The sequence below is a fragment of the Xenorhabdus sp. PR6a genome (assembly GCF_028599065.1).
Lineage (GTDB): Bacteria > Pseudomonadota > Gammaproteobacteria > Enterobacterales > Enterobacteriaceae > Xenorhabdus > Xenorhabdus doucetiae.
On record NZ_JAQRFJ010000001.1, the window covers coordinates 40,330 to 62,851 of the forward strand.

At 41.8% G+C, this 22,522-nt stretch carries 17 protein-coding genes; 12 read left to right on the top strand and 5 right to left on the bottom strand.

Annotated features, from left to right (window positions below):
- Nucleotides 1-344: 344 nt before the first annotated feature.
- The 6 genes from PSI15_RS00200 to PSI15_RS00225 all read left to right on the top strand — a co-directional run bounded on the left by PSI15_RS00200 (nt 345) and on the right by PSI15_RS00225 (nt 7,998).
- Complete coding sequence (locus tag PSI15_RS00200; RefSeq protein WP_273581788.1) at nt 345-2,048, top strand: cholesterol oxidase substrate-binding domain-containing protein; 1,704 nt, start codon at nt 345-347, stop codon at nt 2,046-2,048.
- Nucleotides 2,049-2,078: 30 nt separating this feature from the next.
- A complete protein-coding gene (locus PSI15_RS00205) occupies nt 2,079-3,770 on the top strand; it encodes a cholesterol oxidase substrate-binding domain-containing protein (protein WP_273581789.1) in 1,692 nt (563 codons plus the stop codon).
- A gap of 214 nt (nt 3,771-3,984) precedes the next feature.
- Complete coding sequence (queF, locus tag PSI15_RS00210) at nt 3,985-4,830, top strand: NADPH-dependent 7-cyano-7-deazaguanine reductase QueF (RefSeq protein ID WP_273581790.1); 846 nt, start codon at nt 3,985-3,987, stop codon at nt 4,828-4,830.
- Between the two features lie 32 nt (nt 4,831-4,862).
- A complete protein-coding gene (ppnN, locus tag PSI15_RS00215) occupies nt 4,863-6,230 on the top strand; it encodes a nucleotide 5'-monophosphate nucleosidase PpnN (RefSeq protein ID WP_273581791.1) in 1,368 nt (455 codons plus the stop codon).
- Between the two features lie 165 nt (nt 6,231-6,395).
- The gene (gene xni, locus PSI15_RS00220) at nt 6,396-7,154 is read left to right on the top strand and encodes a flap endonuclease Xni (protein ID WP_273581792.1); all 759 of its coding nucleotides are present in this window, start codon (nt 6,396-6,398) and stop codon (nt 7,152-7,154) included.
- 154 nt (nt 7,155-7,308) lie between these two features.
- A complete protein-coding gene (locus PSI15_RS00225) occupies nt 7,309-7,998 on the top strand; it encodes a M91 family zinc metallopeptidase (RefSeq protein WP_273581793.1) in 690 nt (229 codons plus the stop codon).
- A gap of 172 nt (nt 7,999-8,170) precedes the next feature.
- Here the strand turns inward: PSI15_RS00225 and PSI15_RS00230 are convergent, their stop codons facing one another.
- The 5 genes from PSI15_RS00230 to PSI15_RS00250 form a co-directional block, all read right to left on the bottom strand.
- Nucleotides 8,171-9,553 (bottom strand): TolC family outer membrane protein, encoded by a 1,383-nt coding sequence (locus PSI15_RS00230; protein WP_273581794.1) that lies wholly within the window; start codon nt 9,551-9,553, stop codon nt 8,171-8,173.
- Nucleotides 9,554-9,558: 5 nt separating this feature from the next.
- Nucleotides 9,559-10,893 carry an HlyD family type I secretion periplasmic adaptor subunit gene (locus tag PSI15_RS00235; protein WP_273581795.1) on the bottom strand — a complete coding sequence of 445 codons (1,335 nt, stop codon included), beginning with the start codon at nt 10,891-10,893 and terminating at the stop codon, nt 9,559-9,561.
- Nucleotides 10,894-10,943: 50 nt separating this feature from the next.
- Nucleotides 10,944-12,707 carry a type I secretion system permease/ATPase gene (locus PSI15_RS00240; RefSeq protein WP_273581796.1) on the bottom strand — a complete coding sequence of 588 codons (1,764 nt, stop codon included), beginning with the start codon at nt 12,705-12,707 and terminating at the stop codon, nt 10,944-10,946.
- A gap of 59 nt (nt 12,708-12,766) precedes the next feature.
- Nucleotides 12,767-13,078 (bottom strand): protease inhibitor Inh/omp19 family protein, encoded by a 312-nt coding sequence (locus PSI15_RS00245; RefSeq protein ID WP_273581797.1) that lies wholly within the window; start codon nt 13,076-13,078, stop codon nt 12,767-12,769.
- A gap of 178 nt (nt 13,079-13,256) precedes the next feature.
- Nucleotides 13,257-14,717: a serralysin family metalloprotease gene (locus PSI15_RS00250; protein ID WP_273581798.1), complete on the bottom strand. Its 1,461-nt coding sequence runs from the start codon at nt 14,715-14,717 to the stop codon at nt 13,257-13,259.
- Between the two features lie 888 nt (nt 14,718-15,605).
- Here PSI15_RS00250 and PSI15_RS00255 point away from each other — a divergent pair.
- The 6 genes from PSI15_RS00255 to PSI15_RS00280 are packed head-to-tail and all read left to right on the top strand — an operon-like array spanning nt 15,606 to nt 22,513.
- Nucleotides 15,606-17,039: an NAD(P)/FAD-dependent oxidoreductase gene (locus tag PSI15_RS00255; protein ID WP_273581799.1), complete on the top strand. Its 1,434-nt coding sequence runs from the start codon at nt 15,606-15,608 to the stop codon at nt 17,037-17,039.
- Nucleotides 17,036-17,887 (top strand): N5-glutamine methyltransferase family protein, encoded by an 852-nt coding sequence (locus PSI15_RS00260; protein WP_273581800.1) that lies wholly within the window; start codon nt 17,036-17,038, stop codon nt 17,885-17,887. The genes PSI15_RS00255 and PSI15_RS00260 overlap by 4 nt, the downstream gene beginning before the upstream one ends.
- A 47-nt stretch (nt 17,888-17,934) precedes the next feature.
- Entirely contained in the window at nt 17,935-19,209 is a 1,275-nt protein-coding gene (locus tag PSI15_RS00265) for an aminotransferase class I/II-fold pyridoxal phosphate-dependent enzyme (RefSeq protein WP_273581801.1), read from the top strand.
- 48 nt (nt 19,210-19,257) lie between these two features.
- Nucleotides 19,258-19,581: a chorismate mutase gene (locus PSI15_RS00270; protein WP_273581802.1), complete on the top strand. Its 324-nt coding sequence runs from the start codon at nt 19,258-19,260 to the stop codon at nt 19,579-19,581.
- A 2-nt stretch (nt 19,582-19,583) separates the two neighbouring features.
- Nucleotides 19,584-21,635: an aminodeoxychorismate synthase component I gene (gene pabB / locus PSI15_RS00275; protein ID WP_273581803.1), complete on the top strand. Its 2,052-nt coding sequence runs from the start codon at nt 19,584-19,586 to the stop codon at nt 21,633-21,635.
- Nucleotides 21,632-22,513 (top strand): prephenate dehydrogenase dimerization domain-containing protein, encoded by an 882-nt coding sequence (locus PSI15_RS00280; protein WP_273581804.1) that lies wholly within the window; start codon nt 21,632-21,634, stop codon nt 22,511-22,513. The genes pabB and PSI15_RS00280 overlap by 4 nt, the downstream gene beginning before the upstream one ends.
- Nucleotides 22,514-22,522: the final 9 nt, after the last annotated feature.

Sequence of the window (22,522 nt, forward strand, 5' to 3'; positions counted from 1 at the left end):
ATATCATTCCTATTTTCAGGCTCAGGCTTAATAACGTTCTATTCTATACCCAATACCCTGAAAATTGCAGCACAGTGACAACAGAATGAATTCCCAAGAATAATTAGCTCAATAAAATATTTTTTTAATCTCTCCCCGTCATCGGAAAATATGAAGACTATAATAAATATAACTCGGCGCATTTATTACGCAGCAATAACCATACTCAGATAAATTAAAAACAACCACCACTTCTATTAATCATATTAAATTATATAAACAATAAAACACGACAAAATATAAGTATATATTCATACTCACCTAAAAATTCAATTAAAACAATTTGAAATAAAGGATATAAAATCATGCACTCACCACACACAGATAAAAAAGAAAACACATCATCCAGTGAAAATATAACCATCAAACAAACAGATGAGCTAATCAACTTTCCCCAAGATGTAAAATGGGAATATCGAAATTTTAATAACTGGTCACATGAAATTAAAATAGATCAGGTTCCATGCTGCATACCAGAGTCTGTTGAGCAAGTGCTGGCTGTCGTCAATTGGGCCTGGCAACAAAATTACAAGGTAAGACCGATTGGGCAATCACATAATTGGTCGCCTTTGATATTGAACGCCAAAGAAGATGCACCAAAAAATCTTATTCTCATGGATCTGCAACCCCATTTCACTCAGGTCACAATTGAGCAATCTTCTCCCGCTTCCATCGTGACCGCACAAACCGGTGTACTGATGGAAGCACTTATGACGCAGATGGAAGCGCACGGCCTTGGTTTCACCGCAACACCGGCGCCCGGCGATTTAACCTTAGGCGGTGTTCTGGCAATTGGTGGACATGGAACCGCCATCAACGCGCGTGGGGAAGACAACGAGCCGGGTCACACTTACGGTTCCCTGAGCAACGCGATATTGTCTCTCTCTGCCGTCGTGTGGGATAAAGAGCGCCAGCAATATATTCTTAAGGTTTTTAAGCGCACTGAATTAAGCTGCGCGCCTCTGCTGACTCATTTAGGCAGTGCTTTGATATTGGAAGTCCAATTACAGGCAGGGAAAAATCAACATCTTCGGTGTGAAAGTATTACTGATATTTCTGCGGCTGAATTATTTGCCTTTTCACAAGATAAAAAAAATAACCCGCAAACAGTGAGCCATTTTCTGGATAAAAGTGGTCGGGTCGAAGTGATTTTATTTCCATTTACCCCAAAACCCTGGTTAAAAGTTTGGAGTATTGCGCCTGAAAAACCCGATTCCAGCGTCGAAGTGACCGAGCCTTATAATTACCCATTCTCCGACAATATTTCTGATCTTGTATCAGGGATCCTTGAGGCTTGTCTTGATGTTGAACCCGCATTAACTCCCATATTAGGCCAGTTTCAATATTTCTATACCGATCTTCTGCTATCAACTTCAAGAAAAGATATCTGGGGTTGGAGTAAAAACTTATTGTTATATGTCAAACCCACCACATTACGTGTGACCGCCAATGGTTATGCTATCTTAACCCGTCGTGCTGATATTCAACGTGTCCTGAGTGTGTTTTATACTCAATGGCGAACACTATTAGGGGAATTTGCGGTTGACGGAGAATTTCCCATCAACGGCCCGATCGAAGTGAGGGTTACCGGACTGGATACATCTTCCGAAGTCATAGACAAAAACGCCGTCGCTCCCGGATTGTCCCCACTTCGCCCCCGTCCAGACGAACCGGAATGGGATGTCGCAGTTTGGCTCGATATATTGACCTTTCCAATCACGCAATATGCCCATCAATTTCTCCGCCAGTTTGAGCAATGGCTATTTAAAGAATTTAATGGTACTTATGCAGCGGCTCGCGTCGAATGGAGTAAGGGATGGGCATACAGTGAAAATGCCGCATGGGAAGATGAAGATATCATAAAAAATAATATTCCCGCCTCATTCAATGAGGGTCAACCTGTTGATAATAATTGGACTGCGGTAATATCTTTATTAAATACCTATGACCCACATCACATATTCAGATCACCGTTATTGGAGAAATTACTTTCTGTTGATAGCCAATAGATTTCCAATTAAAAACAAAGGAAATAAAACATGCCATCATCAGACTTGCTTAAAAAAGAAAATAGTGACTTACAAAATGAGATAATTGCCGAAATAGAATATCACTTACCCAATTTTCCCAAAGAAGTGATTTGGAAAATGATCAATTTTAAAAATTGGTCAGGAGAAATTCATGCCGGTAATCTACCGTGCTGCATACCAAAAACGGTCGAAGAGATGATTTCCGTGGTGAATTGGGCATGGCAAGAAAATTATAAATTAAGGCCCATCGGGCAATCACATAACTGGTCGCCACTGCTCTTGGCATCAGGGCAAAGTTTTAGAAATCGCATTATGCTGCTGGATCTTTCTGCTCATTTTACCCATGTCAATATCGAGCATCGTTCTCAGTTTTCCATCGTGACCGCACAAACCGGGATATTAATGGAAACGTTACTGACCCAAATGGAAGAACAGGGTTTGGGCTTTACGGCAACCCCCGCGCCCGGTGATTTGACACTCGGCGCGGTTCTCGCCATCGACGGGCATGGCACGGCCATTAAAGCGCTTGACGAGATCCCGCTGCCTGGGCACACATTCGGCTCTCTCAGTAATGCGATATTATCCCTTTCTGCTGTGGTATGGGATAAAGACAATCAGCAATATACCATTAGGCATTTTGAGCGACATAAGCCTGATTGCGCGCCGTTATTAACCCATATCGGTTGTTCGCTGATTTTGGAAGTTCAACTTCAGGCGGGTAAAAATCAACGTCTTCGCTGTCAGAGTTTCACCGATATTCCGGCAGATGAATTATTTGCCCCACCGGAAAGCGTAAAAGAAAAACAAACTTTTAGTGATTTTCTGGATAAAAGTGGCCGGGCTGAAATCATTTTATTCCCCTTTACACCTGCACCGTGGCTAAAAGTCTGGAGTGTCGCTCCCACCAAGCCGGCTGCCAGCATTGAAGTTAAGGCACCTTATAACTACCCCTTTTCCGATAATATTTCCCCCACCCTATCAGATATCGCGGATAATCTTCTGGCTAATTTCCCGCTGATAACGCCTCTGGTGAGTGAAATGCAATATCAACTGACCCATACCGCCTTACAAAATAGTGGGAAAGATATCTGGGGTTGGAGTAAAAACCTGTTGTTATATGTCAAACCCACCACATTGCGTGTTACCGCCAATGGTTATGCGGTATTAACCCAACGTAAAAATATCCAACTTGTATTGAATAAATTTTATACTCACTGGAAGCAATTAATACTGCACTATGCAAACCAAGGGAAATTTCCGATCAATGGCCCACTTGAAGTCAGGGTGACCGGATTAGATGATCCCACCGAAGTGGTGTATGCCGAAGCGGCTGTTCCTGCCCTATCAGCCATTCGCCCCCGGCTGGATCGACCGGAATGGGATGTCGCCGTCTGGCTTGATGTCTTAACCTTTCCAGAAACCCCCTATGCCATTGAATTTTGTCGTCAATTTGAACAGTGGCTATTCAACGAATTTGAGGGTTCTTATGCTTGCGCCCGTGTTGAATGGAGTAAAGGCTGGGCTTATGGTGCTAACCGCGCATGGGAGGATAAGGAAGTATTGACCAACATCATTCCGGCATCATTAACTGCTGGCTTACCTGCTGATAACAACTGGGTTTCGGCCGTTTCAGCCTTACAGAAGTATGATCCACATCACTTATTTAGATCGCCATTATTGGATAAATTGTTTCCTGTATAAACTTTTTCTATATCCTATAAACTTCAAGTTGCAGCTCGCAAAATGAAAGCCGCTGATTATCTTCCCGCACCGTGGGAAGATAATCAATGCACCTTGAAGTATGGTGAATATATGCAAATATCAATGCACAATAAAAATACGAACCATCAGGATTCCTTGATACACTACGGGCTTACCTTACCGTCTAAAGATAGTTCAGCTTCAAGGAATCCTAATGTCTCTGTATCAAGATAATCAGGCACTCGCCCAACTCACATTGGGTAAACCCACTCCCTACCGCGATAGCTACGATCCCACATTATTGCAAGCGGTTCCCCGCAGTCTGAACCGGGAGCCGCTTGGACTCTACCCTGACAATCTCCCGTTTCATGGGGCAGATATCTGGACAATGTACGAACTTTCCTGGCTCAACGCGCGTGGCGTTCCTCAAGTTGCCATCGGCCATGTCAGCCTGGATGCGGCCAGCGAAAACCTGATCGAATCAAAAAGTTTTAAGCTTTATCTGAACAGTTTTAACCAAACCCGCTTTGCGGATTGGGAAACGGTACAAAAAACCTTGCAACACGATTTATCGGCTTGTGCCAATGGCAAGATTGAAGTTGTCCTGCATCCCCTCCATGCTTTCAGCCAGCAGCCCATTGCCGAATTTGCCGGAGAATGTATCGATAATCAGGATATTGATATTGATGATTATCAGTTCAATCGTGATTATCTTAATCAGGCAGCAATCGGCCCTGTGGTTGAGGAAACGCTGGTAAGTCATTTGCTGAAATCAAATTGCCTGATCACCCACCAGCCCGATTGGGGATCGGTGATGATCCGCTATAAAGGCGCCAAAATCGATCAGGAAAAACTGCTGCGCTACTTGGTTTCTTTCCGGCATCACAATGAATTTCATGAACAGTGTGTCGAGCGTATTTTCAATGACTTAATGGCCTTATGCGCCCCGGAAACACTCACGGTTTATGCTCGTTATACCCGTCGGGGAGGATTAGATATCAACCCCTGGCGCAGTAATGAAGCATTTATGCCAACAACAGGAAGGTTAGCCCGCCAGTAATCGAACCCGCAAGGGGTAAAAAGGAGTCACTCTTGATTACACATGTCAATCCATTAGGATCAATGAATTTACTCTCTCAGCTTGAAGTCGATATGCTTAAGCGTACCGCAAGCAGTGATTTATACCGCCTTTTTCGTAACTGTTCACTGGCGGTTCTCAATTCAGGTAGTCAAACCGATAACAGCAAAGAATTACTGTCAAAATATCAAGATTTTGATATCAACGTACTGCGTCGGGAGCGGGGCGTAAAACTAGAACTCATTAATCCCCCGGAAGACGCCTTTGTTGATGGCAAAATCATCCGATCGCTGCAAGCCAATCTTTTCGCCGTCCTGCGCGATATTTTGTTTGTTCACGCGCAAATTGCCAGTGCACAGAAAGCGCATAATTTGAATATGGAAAATGGTATGCACATTACCAATACTATTTTCTCCATTCTGCGCAATGCCAAAGCCCTGCATATCTCAGAAGAACCCAATATGATTGTTTGTTGGGGCGGCCATTCTGTCAATGAGAAAGAGTATTTATACGGGCGTAAGGTAGGCAATGAGCTTGGATTACGTGAACTCAATATCTGTACGGGGTGTGGGCCAGGCGCAATGGAAGCGCCGATGAAAGGTGCCGCAGTCGGGCATGCCCAACAAAATTACAGAAAAAGCCGTTTCATTGGCATTACAGAACCTTCAATTATTGCGGCAGAACCCCCCAATCCGCTGGTCAATGAACTGATCATCATGCCGGATATTGAAAAACGTCTGGAAGCCTTTGTCCGTATCGCCCACGGTATCATTATCTTCCCCGGCGGCGTCGGAACAGCAGAAGAGTTGTTGTATCTGCTGTCTATCTTGATGAACCATGAAAATAAAGATCAAGTTCTGCCGCTGGTTTTGACGGGTCCCAAAGAGAGCGCCAATTATTTTCAGGTGCTGGATGAATTTATCATTCATACGCTGGGGAAACAGGCTCGCCATTACTATCGCATTATTGTGGATGCACCAGCAGAAGTAGCCCGTATCATGAAAAAAGCCATGCCGGACGTCCAGGACAATCGCCGTTCAACCGGCGATGCCTATAGCTTCAACTGGTCATTGAAAATCCCCCCTGATCTCCAGTCGCCCTTTATTCCGTCTCACAAAAACATGGCCAACCTGAATTTATACCCAAACCAACCACCAGAAAGACTGGCCTCAGCACTACGACGCGCATTTTCTGGTATTGTGGCAGGCAATGTTAAAGAAACGGGTATTCAGGCCATCGAAAAACAGGGCGCATTTAAAATCCACGGTGAGGCGGACATCATGCATCGCATGGATAACCTTCTGAAAGATTTTGTCGAGCAGGATCGCATGAAACTCCCCGGAGGGACGGTTTATCAGCCCTGTTATGACATAATCAAATAAATTGCAGATACCTCATCAAACTTTAAATCGCGTTTCAAAATGACAGGCATCAATCTTGTCCCGCGCGACGCGCGGGACAAGATTGCAGACTCTCACTATGATGAAAATTTATTTAATAATGAGGCTGGTGCCAGGGAATGAATCCACGGACGGACGATAACGACCATGATACACCTTTTGATTGTAGACGCCTTAAATCTGATTCGACGCATCCATGCGGTACAGGGAAGCCCTTGTATTCCTGCCTGTGAACATGCGTTAAAGCAGTTAATCACTCACGTATCCCCCACCCATGCAGTTGCGGTATTTGATGAAGATGGACGCAACCATAGCTGGCGCCATCAACTTTTCCCCGATTACAAAGCCGGGCGCTCTGCCATGCCGGATGACTTGCAGCAAGAAATACCATTCATTAAGCAGGCATTTAGTGCGTTGGGCATCGCTTGCTGGCACATGGAAGGGCATGAAGCCGATGATTTGGCCGCCACGCTGGCAACCAAAGTCGCCAACAGCGGGCACAATGTCACGATCGTTTCAACCGATAAAGGCTACTGCCAGCTTCTGTCCCCCAATATCCAGATTCGTGATTACTTCCAAAAACGCTGGCTGGATTTGCCTTTTGTCCAGCAAGCGTTTGGGCTTGCGCCCCACCAACTGCCTGATTATTGGGGGCTTGCGGGTATCAGCAGCAGTAAAATCCCCGGTGTTCAGGGTATTGGCCCCAAAACAGCCGCTACCTTGCTACAACAGGCTGGCTCATTGGATAATTTATTCCAGCATTTGGATACCCAGCCGGATAAGTGGCGCAAGAAATTAGCATCCCACAAAGAAATGGCGTATATCAGCCGTGAAATAGCGTCGCTAAGAACCGATTTGTTATTGCAGGGAAATTTGCAGCAACTCAGGCTGATTAAGACCAAATAAACTTCAAATTGCAGCGCGAAAGACGAAAACGATTTATTATCTCCCTCCGGCGCGAGGGAAATAATAAATGCATTTTGAAGCAGCAACTTGCTTCCAGGCCTGGTGGCACCTACAATGCAGGCTACCATCCATGTGGTTATGTCTGGAGGTATTAATGAAACGCCCTACATCTCTGCCACCGATCTCCTTGCCATCGTCTTCGGTTACAAACATTGAAAACAAGGTTAGAAACTCCCCGGTACAATGGATAAGGAACAATCAACAACTCTCTTTCCAGGGTAATAATCTTTCACTTTATCAGTCTTTTGAAAAGGCCATTCAAAAAATCGAATCGACCCCCACCGGAAAAACTTTGCTGGACTGTATCAAATCAATATCCTGTCTTAAGTCGGAAAAATTAATAATCGACCTTAGTCTCTATCAACTGTGTGTTAAACCGCATCGTATTCCTGATGCTCATAACCATCGGGGAACAGGTTCCGTCTTTTATTGTAATCTGACTAAGGCCGCTCCTCTCTGTGAATCAGGAATGCAATTGCCTGATTTTTATGCATGCATTGTGTTTCATGAACTGCTTCATGTTCTTCATAACTTAAATGGAGAACGTCTTGTCGTTATGTCTTCTGGACTAAGAACACAGATGGTTCCTAAAATTTTACTTGAAGAAGCAAGAACGGTTGGATTAGGTAGATTTTCAAGTGAAACGCTTTCAGAAAATAAATTCAGGGAAGAGATTCACGTTCCACGAAGAACGTTCTATCAACATGACCCAATGACCATACACGATGACAATACCGGTTCCATAGGCTTTGGCTCCCAAAAACGACTACATCCGCTGCTCTAATGTACTCCTGATTTGAAAATCGGATCATTTCACCTGTTATTGTCCCAATTCAAAAAAAAACAGTGACATTAATTTTAATCATGAAAATTAAAAACAATAAGCAGAATGACTTTATAATAAGATATACTGCTCATTGTTATTTATCACTTTCTAAAGATTATTGAAAATCACCTCAACCAAAATAATCAGCAATTAACTTAATATGTTCACCGTTTAATTGACCGGATTCATGTAATAACCCAATCCACGCTTTCATATAGTCATATTTGGCCTGAGACAGTTCACGGCGGGCGGTATAAAGTTGTTGTTCGGCATTCAATATATCGACATTGATGCGCTGCCCCAGTGCCACACTTTTTTGCGTCGCTTTCACCTGTAATGCTGCCGCTTCCACCGCTATTTCATAAGCGCGTATCCGCTTTTCGCCATTCATGCAAGCGTTATAATGGCGTCTCAGGGTATTGAGGATCTCTCCTGTCTGCGCATCCATTTCAAATTTTGTCTTGCCATAGTTTGCGGCGGATTGACGCACTGCCGCCGCCGTTCCGCCGCCATTATAAAGATTCATGGAGACGCGCAATCCAATGGAATCCGTCCGGTATTTTTGGTCGATGCTATTATCGCTGCTGGATTTATTTTCGCTGTGGGACGCATACAGCTCCAGTTTTGGCAGATACCCCGCCCGACTGCGCGCAATATCGTGATAGGCCACATCCACTTTCTGGCGGGCAACCGCCAGTTGCGGACTCAAGCGTAATGCCCGTTGTTCCCAATCAGCATAATGTGCCAAGTCCAGTTTGAGGGGGTTGAACCGTGGGGCGTCGGATAAACGCTTAACCGGTAAATCCATTGGCAACGGGATGCCAACCAATAATTGCAAGTCACGAATGGCAGCATCCAGTTCATCTTGCGCCGCTAACTCATCCGCCAATACCTGACTGTAACGCACCTGAGTTTCCGCGACATCGGTGCGCGTGCCTTCACCGGAAGAGAACAACTTTTGGTTACGTTCCAGTTGCGCCTTATAAGTTGCCCGTTGCTGGGCAACTTGTGCCAGCCGATCCTGCGCATAAGCGACAGCCACATAATGGTTCACCACCCTGACTGCCAGTTGCTGGCTGCCCGCCCGAAAACGGCTGTCACTCATCAGAGCGTAAGCCTGACGGGTGCGATAACGCGCCCATACTTCGAAATCAATCAATGGTTGGGTCAAAATAACCGCACCGCTATAACTGTTATACTGTCGGTCACGGCTCTCTTTGACAATCCGGCCCCGCGGATCTACAGATTGCGCTTCCATCTGCTGCCAGTTTTTGGGCGCATTCTGGTAACTCAGGGATAACTTAGGCAACAGTTCCGCCAGCCCAAGATTTTTCTCTTCCTGACCCGCTTGCTGCTCTTTGACCGCCGCCTGAAACGTCGGATCGTGCTGCAATGCCAGCGCATAGGCTTGCGTTAAAGAAAGCGCACTGGCGGAACGGGGAGATAACGCCAGCAGCGGTATCGATAACAACAGTATCGATAAAAACCAGGAAACACGGTAATACATCAACATCCCCATTACTCCTCAATCAACGCGGTAGACGCCCTGTCCATTAACGGCTTGAACAGATAACTCAACAATGAACGCGAACCGGTTTTGACAAACACTTCAACCGGCATCCCCGGTTTGATCGTCAATCCAGTCAGCTTCCCCATGCCTGCCGGTGTGACTCTCAAGCGCATCTGGTAGTAAGGCTCCCTTGTCCGTTCATCGACCAAACGGTCGGCAGAAACCACCATCACCTTGCCCGCCACTTTCGGCGTCCGGTTCTGATTGAATGCGGTAAACATCAAATCAACCTCTTGCCCCACGGCCACTTTATCAATCAGGTGCACCATCAAACGCGCCTCGACTTCCAGCGCACTCTGGGTCGGCAGGATCTCCATCAATTTTTCACCGGCAGCCACCACACCGCCCAGAGTAAACACGGTTAACCCCACGACCGAGCCGTCTGCCGGCGCAATAATGGCCGTTTGTGACCGATCAAATTGAGCTGTTTCCAGCTTATTGCTCAGCTCATTAGCCAATACCTGCACATCAGCCAACTGGCTGCGGACTTCCCGTTGGTAATCGGCCTGACGCTGGATAACCCGCTGCTGCGTTTCCTGCCGCTGCTTTTCAAGCTGCCCCATTTTGCCGGTCATTTCCGCGATGCTGCCACTTAATTCACTTTGGCTGCGCAGTAATTCCAGATAGCGGTTACGGGGAAAATAGCCCTCCTCCGTCAGCGGTTGTAAATTTGTCACCTGTTCCTTGAGCGAAAGTTGTTGCTGCTGTTTACTTACCAAGGCTTCCCGCAGCCCCTTGATTTGAAAATTCAGCCCCTCTTCGGCCTGCCGCATTCCCGCCAGATCACTGCGCAACATTTCACGGCGTGATAAAAAGAGCTGTTTTTGTAAGGCCAGAATTTCGTTAATCCGCGGCTCTGGTAACTGTTCCAGCCGCACAGGAAAAACAATCGCCTCCTGCCCTTGCTGCTCGGCCAACAGTCGGGCTTCGGTGGCTAAGGTGGTATAAAGCTGCTGTTTCAGAGAATCAATTTGGGCGTTCACCTCCACCTGACTGAGCTGAACCAACACCTGCCCAGCCTTCACTTGTTCGCCCTCTTTCACCTGAATTTGACTAATAACGCCATTAATCGGGGATTGTACGGTTTTGCGGTTGCCATCCACTACGACCGTACCCGATGAAGCAACCCCTTTATCGAGTGGCGCAAATGCCGCCCAGATGAAAAACCCCAGAATGCCAACCCCAATCACCAGCCAACCTGTTCGCAGGTAACGATTGGCATCCAGCGGCAATAATTCCGACACCTCGTGTTGGGCATCCTTTGCGTTCGTCTGATAGGACATTTTTACTCCCAGATAGAAATCATGGATAGAAATCATGGATAGAAATCAGGTTACGAAGCACGTTCGACCGTTTTTAGTTGTGACGGTGGTTGTGAAGACGATTGAGACTGAGACAACGCCGCCATCACGTGTTGGGAAGAACCAAACATTTTCATTTTCCCCTGCACCAACAGCAAAATTTTGCTGGTTTGTGAGAGCAATGACGGCCTGTGGGTAATAACCACCACGGTTTTCCCTTGTTCCCGCAATTGGGCGATCGCATGGCTCAAGGCTTTTTCACCGATATCATCCAGATTCGAATTAGGTTCATCCAACACGACAAGTGATGGGTTGCCATACAGTGCACGCGCCAAACCGATCCGCTGTTTCTGCCCGCCGGACAACCCCATTCCCCCCGCGCCGATGACCGTGTCATAACCCCGCTCAAGATTAAGCACCAATTCATGGACACCGGCTTTTTTCGCCGCCTCAATGACTTTCTCCGGTTCAACATCATTAAAGCGGGCAATATTCTCCGCGATCGTGCCGCCAAACAGTTCAATCTCCTGCGGCAGATAACCAATGGAAACGCCTAACTCATCTTTGTTCCACTGGTAGATATCCGCATTATCAAGCCGTACAACCCCTTCCTGTGCCGGCCATATCCCGACCAACAGGCGAGCCAGCGTCGATTTCCCTGACGCACTGGGGCCAATCACGCCCAGAACATCCCCCGCCTCCAGCGCGAAATTGATATCCTGCAATACATAGGGGCTATTTCCGTTTTGCGCGACCTGACGTGCCCGTGTTTTACTCGGCGGCATGGCGGAAACGTTTTCCATCAGCAACACGCCCTTCGGCGGCGGCAATGACATGCCACTTTTACGTTCCGGCTGGGCTTGCAGCAGCTTATTCAGCCGTTGCCACGACAGCCGCGCCGCGCTCCAACTCTTCCATGCCTGTATCAACTGTTCAATGGGCGACAACGCCCTGCCCATCAGAATAGAACCCGCAATCATCATGCCGGGGGTGATATGGCCTTCAATCGCCAACCAGCCGCCCAAGCCAAGGATCAGCGATTGCAACGCCATGCGTACCGTTTTGGTCAACGCCGTAATCGCGGCCGCACGTTCACTGGCAATACGCTGAAAATTGAGAAAACGCTGATGCAGGCCAAACCAGCGCTGGCGCAATGCCGGCAACATGCCGAGCGCCTCAATCACTTCGGCATTACGCAAATTGGTACTGGCTAAGTTGGCGGAACGTAAAGAAAGATGGCTGGCTTCCGCTAAAGGCGCTTGGGACAGCCATTGGTTCAGCACGGCCAGCGCAATCAACATGATCGCCCCCACCAGCGCCAATAATCCCAAATACGGGCTGAACAGGAAAATAACACCAAGATAGACCGGGAACCAAGGCGCATCAAAAAAGGCAAACAGGGCATTGCCGGTCAGGAACTGACGAATAGTCGCCAAATCATTGAGCATCTGCCCGGCATCGGTAGAACCGTTTTTCAGGTTAGATTCATAGGAAGCGGTATAAACCCGCTGGTTCAGGCACATATCAAACTGATTGCCGATACGGATCACCACCTGACTGCGGATATATTCCAGCCCGCCCATCATGGCGAACATCCCCAGTGTGATTAATGTCAGCATCAGCAAAGTCATTTCATTACTGGATGGCAGCACCCGGTCATAGACTTGCAGCATATAAATGGAGGGAACCAGCATCAGCAAGTTGATAAATGCCGTAAATAATCCAATAGTCCAGAAGACCTTGCTGCGGGCACGGAGAACCTCCGTGATTTCATCCTTCGGAAAGCGTAATTTCACTGCAATCCCTTCATATTAACGGAAGCAAAATAAATGCGTTATCGGCATGAACGACTGAATTAGCCATTGAGTGTCAGGGTCAGTTCCCGGCCATCAACAAAATAAGCGACCCACTGTTCTGACTCATGACTGAAAAAGGCCACGCTGTTGCCATCACTATCGGTCAACGTGATGCCATCAGGCGACGGATACCATCCTGCAACCGACTGCCCAATTAACTCAGTGACACAAGCATCGCCTTTCGCCGCCCAAATTGTTCCCTCGGCTAAACGCGTATCCGTCAATTCAATCCGACACTGCTTATTCCCATCGGAGAGTTGCCATAACCCTTTCAACTCGCCAGCGGGTGGAAGTCTCAAACTACTTGCCATACATCCTCCTGTAACAAAGAGAGAGAAAATTATCGATAAGATCAAGGTTGATAAAAACGGTTTCGATCGATAAAACCGATAACCGCAAAGCAAGGGTTCCATCATCTTTCATTTCCACAATAATACTGCCGTCGCCTGAGTGGCATACGGCAATATTTTATTAAGGTGATAACAGCAATTAGACGATGAAATCGGCTTCAGTCAACGGCTGACCGATAACTTTCACCAGAAAATCATTGCCCGCCAGATCACCGCCAAGGCTAATTTCCAGATCAGTCACATCATTCGCTTCATCATAAGTGAACAGCACTTCGCCCGCCTTACCTGAGAACGCATCGACAAATTTGATATCGCCGGTAGCGCCGAAATTGAAATCAGACAGGTCAATCTTGTCTTCACCAGAGACAAAATCGTGGATCCAGTCTGGATTGTCTTTCAGTGATTCTTTGCCGTATAAGTACACAAATGTGTCGTTGCCTTCACCGCCCCACAGATGATCACCGCCCAGACCGCCATAAATGACGTCATCGCCTGCGCCGCCTTTCAGGATATTATCTGCGCTGTTACCGACCAGAATATCGTCACCGCTGCCGCCGATGGCGTTTTCAATCACAACACCACGGGCAATCGAAACGTTGCCTTTCAAGCCACCAACATCGGAGAAAGCACCTTCATTCAGGTTGATACGCTGATTTTGGCTAAAACCAGAGAAATCAAAGGTATCTTCACCGCCGGCATCCCAGACACTGAAGACAAGTTTGCTGTTCGCATCAGTGGCGGTCATAAAATCGCGATCGGTATTGGAATTAAAACCATATACGGTATCCCCTGTACGGGTTTCCATATTCGCGCCATACAGATCCTGAATGGCGGAAATATCATTCAGCAGCGGTGCCGATGAATAATTTCCTTTAAAATCTTGACCTGTGTATTTTTCACTGAAATAACTCATAACGGTATGAGCACGGGTATCTTCGAAATATTCCGCTGAATTGATATAGCCTGGGCGTATTTTATCAGAAGCGTCATAATCGGCAGGATGTTCCAACCCTAATGCATGACCAATTTCATGCGTGAACGTCTGGCGGGCATAACCATTCACACCAATATCATTATCAGCAAAAGTCTGGTCTTTAACATGATACCAAGAATAAGCCGTTTTCTGCCCATTTGGCAAAGTGGCGAATGCGTAATCGTCACTGCTGCTGTAATCAAAAAAACCAAAAGTGATATTGGCTTTTTTCATACTATCTACTTCGGTAAATTTAATGTTGGCAACATCAGACCAAGATTGTAAAGAGAGTCTTGCCGCATCTTTCTGTTCTTCATTAAAGGCACTGAAATCAGAAATATCAAACAACGGCATTATCGAAAATTTCGCACCCTGAATACGGACAGAAGGCTCAGTTTCCAGAAAATGGTACGATAATTCCAATGTACCGGAAGAATTAACGTATTTATTGGTCCAGTGATAATTTCCACGCAAAAGCTCATTAGGCGCTTCATCGGCTAATACCTTATGTGCCACACGGACACCCGGATCAGAATTTGGCACGTAGGCATTGAGCAGTGAATTAACATCCTGAACAGAATGGGAATCAGATAACCCCGAATAGGTATATTTTTTCTTTGAGGCCATGTAAATCTCCTGTAACAACAAGATAACTATTCTAAAACCCGAAATTTTTATAATAACGGGAGTAAGAGTTTTAAATTCTTTCTAAGGTGCCCTTAGAAGAAAAACTCCAGAATAAAATAGCGTTAGTTAGGGCCTGTGTAAAAATAATTCATATATCTTTTTAGAATACATATTGAGCAAATTTAATTTATGTAATGAATTATTCATTTCTCATTAAAATTTTTTTGATAATAAAGAAACAACATTATTTACTATTAAATAATGTTGCTTTTATCTGCTGGAAATTGATCTTAAGGAGGGATTATATTTTTATTTTTTATTCAGAGCATAACTCAGTTAGATGAGTGATTTTTGGTTTGTCTATTAATCAGATCGCTCAATTTTGATTGAATTTCCTACTCGCAATCTATTATTTAGAACAAGTAACTAATAATTTACTCTTTGTTATTGTCATGAGTATCACTATAACTCAATAGGCATTGTTTAATTTTAATTAAAAATTATCACGCATCCAGCTAATATAGGTATGAAATCATTATTTATAAAAGCAGACAAAATTAATGACATTATAAGAAAATAAATTAAACGACAAATAAAAAACATAACAATCCGTTTTAAACAACACACTAAATTTATTAAGTAAAAGACCAGAGTTACAACAAAAAAAACACTATTAACACTACGTTTTAATTTCAATATAAATAATAACAAAAATAACTCCGCATAATAGAGCCTATTTTTTAACAAAAAAGGATTGACACCAATGTAATTTCTCGTTAACTTTCATTTCCAATCGGTTTTACAAAAAAATAGCAAATAAAATTAAAAACTATATTTTTTACTTACTCATTTAATTTAAATCATTATTGAATAAATAGGAAATAAACGATGAAATATGATTTTATTGTTATTGGTTCAGGAGCAATAGGTAGTTCCATATCCTATGAATTAGCAAATAGAGAGTTTTCTGTTTGTAGAGTCGGCAATACAGATAGAAGTAATTCTGCCTCTAAAGCAGCAGGAGCTATGAATGGTTGCTTTGGTGAGATCACACAAGGTTTATTGGCCAGTCAACACGGAAAATTGAAGTTAGATATGGACTGTATTGCTAAAAATCTTTGGCCTACATGGGAAAAAAGGCTATCTAACTCCTCCGGTAATGACAAACCATTATTCACAGCGGAAGGAACTCATATAATTCTTAATACTGCTGGAATGAAAGAAGTTGATAGCCTCAATTATGATACTATTGAGCAATCGCTTATTCACTATTCAGTTCCTTATTCAACAATTGATCCACGAGAAATACAATGGCTTAATCCTAATGATCTAGTCCGTCCACTTCGTGCCTTATATATTCCTGATGAACATGCCGTAAATTCTGATCTATTACTTAAAAAGCTAGATGCAGCATTTATCAAGGAAGGTGGAACAATTATAGAAGAAAATGCTCAATGTGTGTTAGTTGAAAATGGTAAGGCAATAGGAGTTAAATTATTGAATGGAGAGTGCTTGCAGGCAAACAAGGTTATAGTCGCAGCAGGAGTAAACTCATTAGAACTTCTATGTAATTTACCTGAAATTTCTAAAAGAATCCCTCCAATATTTGCAGGTTATGGTGTATCAATTTTAGTCAGGGTACCAGAAGGCAAAAAGTTGCCAACGTCGGTCATTCGTACTCCTAATAGGGCATTTGCATGTGGCCTACATTGTGTACCACGAGGTGAGAGAATTTTATATCTTGGCGCAACCAATATCTTGGCAGAGAAACCACGTAAACATGCTTTAATTTCTGATGTTCAATTTTTACTAGATTGTGCATTAGAGCAGTTAGATATTAATCTTTATGATGCTGAAATTCTTTCAATTCAAGTCGGCAATAGACCCATTCCTGCTGATGGTTTTCCATTAATAGGGCCATGTGATGATACTAATATATGGCTTGTCACTGGAACATATCGCGATGGATTACACCAATCCCCTTTATTAGCTAATTATATTGCTAATTCTTTGACTGGCGTGGAAAACTCGCAAATTAACCTTGAGGATTTTAACCCTATCCGCCCACCATTAGCTGGCCTACCTCGTGAATTGATAGTTAAAGAAACTGTTCAACAAATGTTTGCTACAGGGTATGAATATCGTTGGGATATCAAACCCTATTGGCTACCATTGCTAGATAAGGGACTAACTGAAAACTATCAGGCTTTGATTGAATCTCTCCATCCTCATTTTACGCCTCCCCCAGAATTGGTCGCATTTTCTTACCTTTATGAATCAATGCGTCAGAAATTACATGCTTACTATGGAGTATGGTCATGAATTTCTCTCATGAATATCAAATTTTTATTGATAATGCTAGGAAACTTTTATCGGAAGCAGGTATTTGGGATGTCGAGTCAGATCTTGAATGTTTGGTCGATCGTTATTTGGAAAGACGCAATAAAGAACAAGCTTATAATGAATTCATGCTTGCAGTTTATGAACGCTGTAATCGCATACCGCTTGGGCATATTGTTAACTCTATAAATTTTGATGGATTACCTTTAGTTGTTGGTTCTGGAGTATTTGTTCCTCGCACTCATAGTCAACTTATTCATAAATGGATTAACAAAGAGAGTAACATTCCTTCTGGTTCAACTGTCTTAGATTTATGTTCAGGATGTGGTGCAATTGGTTTATCAATCGCTAAACGTCGTCCAGATTTAAATGTTGTTTGCGTAGAATACGATACGGTGGCCTTTCAATATTTAGTAAGAAATATTAATAGATTATCTAGTTTATCTATAAAGGCCCAAGCATTTCAAACTGATTTACGTGATCTTCAATCACTGGATAAATTTAAAGAGTCAGTCTCATTAATTGTAGCTAATCCGCCATACGTACCAGAAAAATACTCAATATTACCAGAATGGGAGAAACATCATCCTTATGTTTCCGTATATTCTGGAGATGATGGACTGGATTTAATTCGTTTGATCATAATTCAATCTAAGCAATCTCTTAAAGCAAATGGATGGTTGGTTATTGAACACCAAGAAAATCAACAAGATGTTATAAGAAATCTATTTTTAAAGGAAGGTTTTTCCCAAGTTAGAACGATTATTGATAATAATTTTTCAGACACAACTGGTCTTTCAGTTATTACTATTGGTATAAATAACTTTTAATCTTCAGTAGTTAATCTAGTGAATAACAAATTACAGGAGTAACACAAATGAATCAGAGAAATGAACAAGATTGGATGACAATACGTAAATCACGTACAACTGGCATTTTGAATCAAGCTATTAAAGAAGATTTAACCGGTTTCACAGTAACGAAGCGTATTGACAAAAAAATCACAACAGATAAAGGTAAAACTTTTACTGAATTTGTTTCATGCTCTTATTTAGGTTTAGAAAACCACCCCGCTTTAATAGAAGCAGCTAAACAAGCAATGAGCAAAACTGGAATTCATCTATCATCATCTCGTGGAGCTATGCGCCCACAATATCTACAACAATTAGAAGAATTATTATCAGAGATTTACAGAGGGAATTCAGTTGTAGTTTTTACATCTACCAGTAATGTTCATCTTGGTGTACTACCATTATTAGGAAGTGGTTCTTTACCAAGTTATGCTATTACTCGCCCTGTACATTGGTTAATAGACAAAACAGCACATGCTTCTATGCAAATTTTACGCGGCATCCTTGAACAATTTGGATTAGTATCAAGAATTGATAGTAGTGATGAAGAATCTATACAACAAGCTTTACAAGACTGTAAAAGAAACAATCACACTCCTATTCTATTGATTGATGGGATTGGTTCTATGACAGGAGTACTTCCGGTAGCAGAATTATCTAATAAGTTATCAGCTGCTGGAGGATATGTATACGTAGATGACGCTCATGGTATTTCTATAGTTGGAAATCATGGTTCAGGTTATTGTTTCTCTTCCTTAGATCATCAATTACCAGAGAATCTTATAATTGCAAGCTCATTATCCAAAGCTTTTGGAGGCTCTGGTGGTTTTGTCGTAGTTAAAGATACAAAAGACGTTGAAGTGATCACTACATTAGCAAATACTTTAGTTTTTGGTCATTCAATTATGGTTCCTATGCTAGCGGCTAATGTTGCTTCAGCAAAAATTCATCTTACAACTGAAATACAAACCAGACAAAAAAAATTATGGGAAAACATTAAGTTATTTGACTCATTAAGCCAAAATAGTCTAATGAATGCTGGTGCTATATCTCCAATTCGTGGCGCTATGTTTGAAAATGAAGCAGATGGTTTTGAAGCTGCACGTATACTACATAACAAGGGTATATTATTATTTCCCGTGTTTTATCCATTTATATCTGAAGGTAAAGCCATGCTTCGATTCGCCTTCTCTTGTGAACATAAAGAAAGCGAAATAATACAACTATCCGAATCTCTGATTGAAATAAAAGATAGAGGGTTAAGTTGGCTAAAACCAGAAGGAATTATTCCACAAGTTTAAAAAAACTGATTTAAAAGCAAACCCATATAAAAAGGAATACTAATATTCATGAATAAATTAACAAAGACAAACCATCAAAATATATTACAACCATATAGGGATTCATTAGATATTATTAATACTAAAATCCTTACTCTTCTTTCTGAGCGCATGAGTATCTGCATGAAAATAGCGAAAATAAAGGCAGAAAAAAATATTCCAATGATGCAACCTCAACGCATAAATTCATTAATGAAACTATTAAAAGAAAGATCTCAAGAATTCAAGTTAAGAGAAGAGTATACAAAATCAATATTTGATTTAATTATTAAGGAAACATGTTATCAAGAAAGTATCTTGATAGAAAACTTTTTAAACAATAAAGATAAATAAAGATGAAAATACTACTTATTGATAATTACGACTCTTTTACACAAAATATCGCTCAATACTTATACGAAGTTACTGGAGTGGAACCCGCTGTAGTGGCTAACTCTGTATCTTATGACGAGTTATTTATAAATAACTATGATGCAGTAGTTATTTCACCAGGCCCTGGTCATCCATCTATATTCAATGATTTTGGGGTTTGCTCTAAAGTAATTCAAAATTCTAATATTCCTTTGTTAGGGATTTGTCTTGGTCATCAAGGAATTGTTTTATCCTTTGGTGGTTCTGTAAACCATGCACCTAAACCAGTGCATGGCTATCGCGACAGAATAAATCATACAAAAGATGGTTTATTTTACAACTTACCTAAACGTTTTGAAGTTGTTAGGTATCACTCTTTAATATGCAATAACTTACCAGATGATTTAAAATGTTCAGCTTGGACTGATGATGGTTTAGTCATGGCAGTAGAACACAAAACAAAACCTATTTTTGGAGTCCAATTTCATCCTGAATCCATTTATTCCGAATATGGACATGAAATACTGAAAAACTTCATTGAAATAGCCAAAAAATATAATGAAAAAAGTAAAAAAAAACCTTGTTCAGTAATTGAATCCTATTTACTGATAGGGGGTAAAATTCATTATACTTTAAATGCCCGTGAATATGAAACAAAAATAGATCCTGAACTATTTTTTATGCATAATTATGGTGATGAAAATTACGCCTTTTGGCTTGACAGTGAAAAATCCGATAATCCAAAATCTCGATTTTCAATAATGGGTGGTAATGATTCTTCGCAATCCATTATTATACGGTACAGCGTTCAAACAGAAACATTAAATATGATCGGCCCAGATGGTGAAACCTGTATTCAAGGTGATTTTTTTTCACAATTATCTATTTTATTAGAAAAAATTGAAATATCTTCACCTAAAGAGCTTCCTTTTGGATTCAAAGGAGGCTTTATTGGTTATCTAGGGTATGAACTAAAATCACTAACAATAGGAGAAAAAAAACACAACTCAGAATACCCAGATTCTTTATTGATATTCACTCCCCATTTTTTTGTTTTCGATCATTTTACAGAAAAAATTTACGAATGTATTTTACTACCTTATGGAGATATTCCCAAATGGTCAACAAAAAACATTCCTATACACAATAAAGAAATAAGGAAAAACATCCCTAACTTTTCTCCTGGGCCTGTAGAATACAATAAAATAGACCTTAAAGACTCTCGAGAAAAATATATAAATAAAATAGAAAAAACACTTCAGTATATTAAAGATGGAGAGTCTTATGAAGTATGCTTAACTAACAGAGCAAAAATGAGTTATACCTATCCACCTTTTTATGCTTATAAAAGAATGCGTCATATAAGCCCGGTTCCTTATGGTGCATATTTATCATGCGGTGATTTTTATATACTAAGTTCTTCTCCAGAAACATTTTTATCTATTGATTCTGCTAGAAATATTGAATCTAGACCTATAAAAGGAACAAGGGCAAGAGGAAGAACAAAAGGTGAAGATCAATTACTATGGAATAATTTGAATAATTCTAAAAAAGATAGGGCTGAAAATTTAATGATTGTTGACCTTGTACGTCATGATCTCAATCATGTATGTACCCCGGGAAGTGTACATGTTCCTGAACTATTCAAAATTGAAAGTTTTTCTTCTGTCCATCAATTAGTTTCAACAATACGTGGTCAATTGAGAGATAATATGCCTGTAATGGAAGCTGTTCGTGCCTGCTTTCCTGGAGGCTCAATGACTGGAGCACCGAAGAAGCGTACAATGGAAATTATCGATTCTTTAGAATCTTCAGCTAGAGGAATTTATTCTGGAGCTCTTGGGTGGTTTTCTTTTAGCGGCGAAGTAGAATTAAGCATTATTATACGTACAGCAGTATTACGCGGTAAATGTGCAGAATTTGGTATAGGCGGTGCTATTGTCGCTGATTCTGATCCTTATGGAGAGTTCGAAGAAACATTGGTTAAAGCTAGTGTGCCACACTTTTGTTTTAGTGATATTAAGGAGAATATGTGAATAACCTTAAGATAGTAATTCTAGGTAGTAACGGTGCTATAGGTTCTTTTTTGGGACGTATTTTTTCTACTTCTGGTCATACTGTACATGGAATAGATAAACAGCTTTCAGGAAATTATACATATTATTCCCAAATAGACTTATTAGATCCTACTTCAAATATTGATGAAATATTCAATGAAGCAGATGTAATAATATTTGCGTTACCTGAAACAGTTGCAATTAAAGCACTGCCATGGGTTTTATCAGCTATCAACGATAATGTATTGATAGTGTCAACCTGCTCTGTTCAAGAACCTTTTTACTCTTCATTAAAAACTATTTCTCCTCAACAACCTTTTATTGGTATTAACCCCATGTTTTCTCCCTCCCTACAGGAGAAGAATCGTCCCGCAGTTTTAATTATCGAAGATATGCATAATGAACATGGCTGGATTGAATTAGTATTGACAAAGTTTCAAATGCGTATTACTAAAATGCGACCAAAAGAGCATGATAAAGTCATGGCGTTATGTCAAGTGTTACCCCATGCACTTATACTAGCATTTGGTTTGGCATTAAAATCGAATTCAATTGATATAAATGTGTTATATAATATCACCCCACCTCCAATGCGTACAATGTTAGCTTTATTGTCAAGACTCTTGGTTAATCCAAAGGAAATTTATTGGGATATTCAATATGAAAATTATATGGCTGTAGAAATTCGTAAAAATATATTAGATGAATTATCTTTGTTAGATTCAATGGTTCAGTCTGGAGATAAGGTGGAATTTAATCATTCCTTAGATGAAATTAAAATAAAATTAGGGGAATGGCTCTATACTAGCTATACTGATTGTCAACACATTTTTCAAAGTTTAAATGAAGATAAGTAAGAAGGAGTG